General features: G+C 37.9%; 5 protein-coding genes. 3 read left to right on the plus strand and 2 right to left on the minus strand.

What is annotated here, in order from left to right; genetic code table 11:
• Positions 1–10: 10 nt before the first annotated feature.
• Both L654_RS0104425 and L654_RS0104430 read left to right on the plus strand, forming a co-directional pair.
• Positions 11–559, plus strand: coding sequence for a sugar transferase (locus L654_RS0104425; protein ID WP_024607395.1), 549 nt, complete (start codon positions 11–13; stop codon positions 557–559).
• A gap of 165 nt (positions 560–724) precedes the next feature.
• Entirely contained in the window at positions 725–2,659 is a 1,935-nt protein-coding gene (locus L654_RS0104430) for a nucleoside-diphosphate sugar epimerase/dehydratase (RefSeq protein ID WP_024607396.1), read from the plus strand.
• Positions 2,660–2,917: 258 nt separating this feature from the next.
• On the opposite strand, the gene L654_RS0104440 is transcribed toward L654_RS0104430, so the two are convergent.
• On the minus strand, positions 2,918–4,291 hold the full coding sequence (locus tag L654_RS0104440) for an MBL fold metallo-hydrolase (protein ID WP_024607397.1): 1,374 nt from the start codon (positions 4,289–4,291) through the stop codon (positions 2,918–2,920).
• Positions 4,292–4,710: 419 nt separating this feature from the next.
• Between L654_RS0104440 and rfaH the strand changes: the two genes are divergently transcribed.
• Positions 4,711–5,193, plus strand: coding sequence for a transcription/translation regulatory transformer protein RfaH (gene rfaH / locus L654_RS0104445; protein ID WP_024607398.1), 483 nt, complete (start codon positions 4,711–4,713; stop codon positions 5,191–5,193).
• Between the two features lie 518 nt (positions 5,194–5,711).
• Here rfaH and L654_RS0104450 read toward each other — a convergent pair.
• Complete coding sequence (locus tag L654_RS0104450) at positions 5,712–6,695, minus strand: IS110 family transposase (RefSeq protein WP_024599096.1); 984 nt, start codon at positions 6,693–6,695, stop codon at positions 5,712–5,714.
• Between the last annotated feature and the right edge of the window lie 42 nt (positions 6,696–6,737).

The following is a 6,737-nucleotide window of genomic DNA, read 5'->3' on the forward strand; positions in this document are numbered from 1 at the left end:
GGATTTATAAATGATACGCTTACTCGACTTTTTGTTATCACTTTTAGGGCTATTGTTTGCAATACCGTTTTTAGTGATTTTATACCTTATTGGTTTATTCGATACGGGCTCGCCTATATTCATGCAAGAGCGTGTTGGGAAGAATAAAAAGCCTTTTACCTTGATAAAGTTCAGAACAATGTCAGTGGATACTGCATCAGTTGCTAGTCACTTAGCAAGTACATCATCTATAACGCCATTTGGTGGCTTTTTGCGTAAAACAAAGTTAGATGAAGTACCACAGCTATGGAATGTACTAAAAGGTGAAATGAGTTTAGTTGGACCTCGCCCAGGTCTATTTAACCAAAAAGAGCTAACAACAGCTCGTGATAATAAAAACATTTATGATGTGCGTCCAGGCATTACTGGTTTAGCGCAGGTAAACGAAATCGATATGTCAACGCCAGAGCTGCTAGCTGAAACTGATCATCAAATGATTAGTACTTTAAATTTAAAAAGCTACTTTAGGTATATATTCCAAACTGTTGCAGGTAAGGGAAGCGGTGATAGAGTAAAATAGTAAGCCGCAGTAGTACAAAAAGTTACAAAAAATAACCAAATACATAAAGACTATATAAATATTTACATATAGTCTTTATTTATTAAGTGCAATAGTTGTTCATCTTGTAGTAAAATTGTAATCAATAGAATAGTAGTCTTACTGCTAGCTTCAGGGAAATGTATTGTGTCTTTAAAATTTTTAGTTAATTTACCTCGTCCTCAAAAAAGAATTATTTCTCTCCTCATCGATAGCGTATTTATAATTTTAGCTTTTTGGTTGGCTTTTTTATTAAGGCTAGACAGCACCGCCGTTTTAAAAAATACACATACTTGGATTTTATTATCAGCATTATTGCCGCTTAGTTTATTAAGCTTTGTAAAGCTTGGGCTGTACAGGGCCGTGCTGCGCTATATGAACACTCAAGCTATGTGGGCCATTATTGCCGGTGTTGTACTTTCGACCGTTTATCTAACTATTTTATCTTTTTTTCTTAGTGCGCCAGTACCACGCACAGTTCCTTTTATTTATGCCAGCTTTTGTATTTTATTTGTTGGTGGTGCAAGGCTAACCGTGCGAGCTGTAGTTGGCCAAATAACTATGCGCCGCAAAGAAGGGGTAATTATATATGGGGCAGGTTCTGCTGGACGTCAATTAGCCACTGCCTTAGCAAATGGTCCAGAATATTCACCAGTCGCTTTTATAGACGACGACCCTAAAAAGCATTTATCGTTAATTCAAGGTATTTGTGTACACGCTCCTTCTCAAATTGCTGAAATTGCAAAGCAAAAGTGTGCTAATAAAATATTATTGGCACTACCAAGTACATCTCGCAGTCGTCGAAAAGAAGTACTTAACGCGATAGAAAAATTTAAACTACAAGTAATGACTGTTCCCGGCATGGCCGACATTGTTGCTGGGACAACTAATCTTGATGAAGTCAAAGATGTTGAAATTGATGACCTGTTAGGTCGTGATTCGGTTCAACCTCGACAAGATTTGATGTCGGCAAATATAACTAATAAAGTTGTAATGGTTACAGGTGCTGGCGGCTCTATAGGTTCTGAGCTTTGTAGGCAAATAGTAAAAAATAGTCCGACTAAATTAGTACTATTTGAGCTTTCTGAGTTTGCGCTTTATGCAATTGAAAAGGAGTTATCAGAATTTTGCACCAAAAATGACTCAAGTATTGAAATATTACCAATACTGGGCTCTATTCAAAATAAAAAATTAGTTGAGTCAACATTTTCTACTTTTAGTGTTCAAACTGTTTATCATGCCGCTGCGTATAAGCATGTACCATTAGTTGAGCATAATGTAGTAGAAGGTGTGCGTAACAATGTTTATGGCACCTACAATGTAGCTACAGCGGCAATTAATACCAAAGTAGAAACATTTGTATTAATCTCTACAGATAAAGCAGTGCGCCCAACAAATATAATGGGTACTACTAAGCGCATGGCTGAGTTAGTGTTGCAAGGGCTATCTGAAATCCAAGATACAACACGCTTTACCATGGTTCGATTTGGTAATGTTTTAGGATCGTCTGGTTCTGTTGTGCCGTTGTTTAGAAAGCAAATTAAAGCGGGTGGCCCTATAACGCTAACCCACCAAGATATAACTCGCTATTTTATGACTATCCCCGAAGCTGCTCAGTTAGTTATTCAAGCCGGAGCAATGGGAGTGGGTAGCGACGTGTTTGTACTTGATATGGGAGAGCCTGTTAAAATTAAAGATTTAGCTGTTAAAATGGTTCACTTATCAGGGCTTGAAGTTAAACATGCAAAACGCCCAAATGGCGATATAGAAATAAAGTGCACAGGATTACGCCCAGGTGAAAAACTCTTTGAAGAGCTACTCATTGGAGACAACGTTATTGGTACAGACCACCCAAGAATCCTAAGTGCACAAGAAGTTAAAATGCCTTGGTCTGAGCTCGATCCATTTTTAGATAAACTTAAAATTGCATGTGACGAGTCTGATCATCAAGAAATACGTAGGTTGTTTTTAACAGCACCTACCGCTTTTTCACCCACTGATGGCATTTGTGATTTGAATTGGAAGCAAAAATTTAATAAGCAGACTAACGTTACAATTTTACCAAACGTAAGTGGCTCCTAAAGGGAATAGATTGCAATAGTTTGCTTTTTGTAGGGAATCCGTACCTACGTGGATTTTTATCCTGGTGTATGTGTAGGCGCCATTCTTGCTGGCGCGCACAAAGCGCAGCTTTTACATGTTTATCAAATTGCGTGAGCAAGCTTCACGCGTACGTAGATTTTTACCCTCGGTGTATGTGACCATGTAGGCGCCTTGCTTGCTGGCGCATTTAAAGTACCGTTTTACGTATTTATCAAATTGCGATAACAAGCTTCTCGCCTACAATTTACCAATCTCAACTTCAACATCATTACCTAAAACCTCTTTGTACTTTGCTGCTAACGCACTTTTTGCATTATCATCCCCATGCACAATTTTTATATGGCTTGGCTTTTTATGCATACCCGTTACAAACTTAATTAATCCGTTTTGATCGGCATGGGCGCTGTACCCGCTAATTGTATGTACTTTTGCGTTTATAGTAATACGAGCATCATTTATAAAAACATACCCATTAAGCGGACCATATTTTTGAATTTCGCAGCCTAACGTTTTGTTTCCTTGGTAACCTACAAACAATACATCGGTGGTTTTGTCACTTAAAAACCGCTCAAGATAATTAACTATTCGGCCACCAGTGCACATACCGCTTGCTGCTAATATTATGGCTGGTGTTTGCCGCGAACTTAAATAGTTGATAATAGTCAAATGCTCTTTGTGTGAATCAACCGTAGTTAGGTTTTTAAAATCGAGTGGGTGCCTACCGTTTGCAACTTTGCGTTTGGCCTCGCTATCCCATAGGTGCTTAAACTTTTTGTATTGCTCAGTAAAATTGGCTGCCATAGGGGAGTCGAGTATTACGTGAATGTCTCGCCACTTAGACTTTTTAGATGAGCTATGTATGAGTTGCTCTAGCTCATATAACAGCTCTTGTGTGCGGCCAATACTAAAAGCAGGTACTAAAACAACACCATTGTCGGCTACGGCGCGTTCAATAATGCTTTTTAGCGTTTTAGTACGCTCTTTACGGCCTTGATGATTTTTATCACCGTAGGTTGATTCAATAACTAGGGTGTCGGCTTTATAGGGCGGCTTTGGCGAAGGGAGTAACGGGGTATATGGCGCGCCTAAGTCTCCTGAAAATACAACGCGATGTTTGTTGTTATCGCTATTTGTAATATCAATTTCAACGTAGGCAGAACCTAATATATGGCCTGCACGCTGAAACCTTGCTTTAGCTTTACTGGGCCCTTTGCAAGGTAGTTCAAACCACGTTTTATAATTAACAGCTACTATGCGTTTATTTAATAAGCTTAAGCAGGCAGCTATAATTTTAGGGTCGCGGGTTACACCCACTTTTAAAGCGTCTTCTATTACTAAAGGTAATAAGCTGGCCGATGCAATACTTGTAAAAATAGGGCCCTTAAAACCGGCTGCTAATAAGTAAGGAATTCGGCCAACATGGTCAATATGGCAATGGGTAACAATAAGGGCAGTAACATGGGTAATATTAAACTCAATTGAAAGATCGACTTTAGAGTCTTCGCCTTGAAATAACCCGCAATCAATAAGCACACTTGTTTGCTCGTTAACTACCAGCTCGTGGCACGAACCAGTAACGCCATTAACCGCTCCGTGGTGAAGTATTTGCATTCTGCTTCCTTGTCATCAATTTGTTACATTGAATTTTAAGGTAGAAGTAAAGCCATAATTATTCAAGGTACTAACGCTTGGGCTAAATTAATAACCTTACCTACAAACACGTACCAACTTGTAGGTGATAATTTATTTCGCGCTCTTACTTATATATATTTTTAAAAAATATTAATTAAAGTTTTTAATAAATTTTCGCGGCTAAACTATTGTTTAGCCCAATCTAAACATGGCTTTATAGGTACTAAACTAGCGTTAAAGCCTTTACTCCCTTTAAACTCAATAACAATATTTGTTAAAGTGAGTGGCTATTAACCGCTAAGGCTTATTTACATAAGTACTCTATGTTGGCTATAATGCCGCCGTTGTTTAGTTTGGAATTGTATTTTTTGCAATTTAGTTATGTATTAAGGGCTACTATGGAATGTTGGTATTTAGTCGTATGCAAACCTAAGCAAGAAGAGCGAGCTAAAACTAACTTGCAAAATCAAGGGATTGAAGCGTTTTACCCCCAATTAACTACCGAAAGGTTGGTTAAAGGTCGTCGGACCGTCAAACACACCGCTTTATTCCCTAATTATTTATTTGTATGCCTTGAATCAAAAAAAGGTAACTTTTCTGCTGTAAAAAACACCCGTGGAATAGGTGGTTTTGTTTCTTATGGGGCAAGTTATCAGTTGGTTTCTAAGCACATAATTGACCATTTAAAAAATGAACGTGCACACACTACTGAATCACAAATACCAAAAACAGGTGATGTAGTAAATGTTAACAACGATTCATTCAGTAATATACAAGCAATATACAAAGAGCCCGATGGCGACTTGCGCAGTATTTTACTAATTAACTTACTTAATCAAAAAATTGAAGTAAGTGTAGATAATAAAGATATTAAGCAATAATAACTAAAAATGTAGCAGCAGCTTTATGCCGCGAAAAAATAGTTTTATATCAGTAACTAGGAACTGTAACCTAAGGGCGGAAGCGTGCCTGAAGCACTTAAAACACCGTGCTTAAGTTGACTTGTAGACGCACAGCTTGCTGGTGTGACGAGCAAAGCTCTTAATAGAACTTCTTCACAAAAGGGTTAAGAGCAAACTGAGCTAAACTCATAAAGTACTTATTTAAATGGCTTCTCATTTACTCCTCATTCGCTTCTCTTTGTGCAATCATATTTTAAGTGATTTATTCACAAAGAGGTTAAGAGGGCGCTGCGCTTTAGAGAAGTAAACAGCCACAAGTACTTATTTAAATGGCTTCTCATTTCCTCCTCATTCGCTCCTCTTTGTGCAATTATCAATGAGTTTATTCAAAAATAAGCTAAGAGTGCTATTCGTGTGAAAGCCCAGCGGCAAAGTTTAACACCGTGGTTAAGTTCACTTGTAGATACCATCTCTCATTTTAAGCTTCAAGGTCGTATTTAACTTTCTTGGAGCTTAAACGCTTCTTGGTTTTTTATTACACCAAAACATATATGAATGAGCTTTCGCATATTTGCACACACAGCTTGCATCGGTGTTTTACCATTGTTTATTAACGTTAACTTGTGTCTCTTTATTGTTTTATTCCATTGCCCTGCAACAATGGCCGCCATATAAAGTTTGCATCGAATTCTGGCTGGCCCAAGTTTACTGATTGATGTTCGCCCTTTTAATTTACCCGATTCATTATGCCGTGGGATTAATCCACAATAAGCTGCCGCTTCTTTGGCTTTATTAAATTTTTTAGCCGCAAACAAATACGTCAGCTCTCTCGATAATACGGGCCCTATGCCAGGGATAGACTCAAGTAGTTTCCTGTTTCTTTTTAAATCAGGTTCATTATCTATGTGGTTATCAATGTCAGATTTAAGCTGTTTAATTTCATCATCTAAAAACGCGATTGTCACTTTTATCGATTGGCAAACACGTGCTGAAACGTTGCTGAATTCACTTGCTTCTAATCGGTTAGCTTCTCGTTGTCGGTTACTCTCAAGCGCATCTAAACGACGGATAAGGGCTTTAAGCTCTCTAACTTCTAATGCATCAGGTTGCCAATAACTAACGACTGCGTGCTTAGCACAGCCGTAATGAGCAAGCATCGTTGCATCAGATTTGTCTGTTTTATGAATTATGTTTAAAGCGTCTGCATACTTTTTAGCTTTACCGGGATTCGCTAAAATAATATTAAAGCCTTGCTCGTGTAAAAAATACATCAGTGCTTCATGATAAACACCCGTTGGTTCGAGGGTGATAACGAGCTCATTAGCAGCGCTTTTAGTTGTATTTAAAAGCCATTTTTCTATTGCTAAAAAGTCTTGATGCTTGTTTTTAAAGACTTTTGTTTTAATTTTGTTTGTAAGCTGGTCTCTCAACCACGATAAATCAATCTTCTCTTTACTAATATCAATGCCGATAAACATCATCTCTACTTACTCCCCTTGTACATACAGCATCTACTTAAAAAA

It is taken from the genome of Pseudoalteromonas sp. TAB23 (assembly GCF_000498075.1).
Taxonomy (GTDB): domain Bacteria; phylum Pseudomonadota; class Gammaproteobacteria; order Enterobacterales; family Alteromonadaceae; genus Pseudoalteromonas; species Pseudoalteromonas arctica.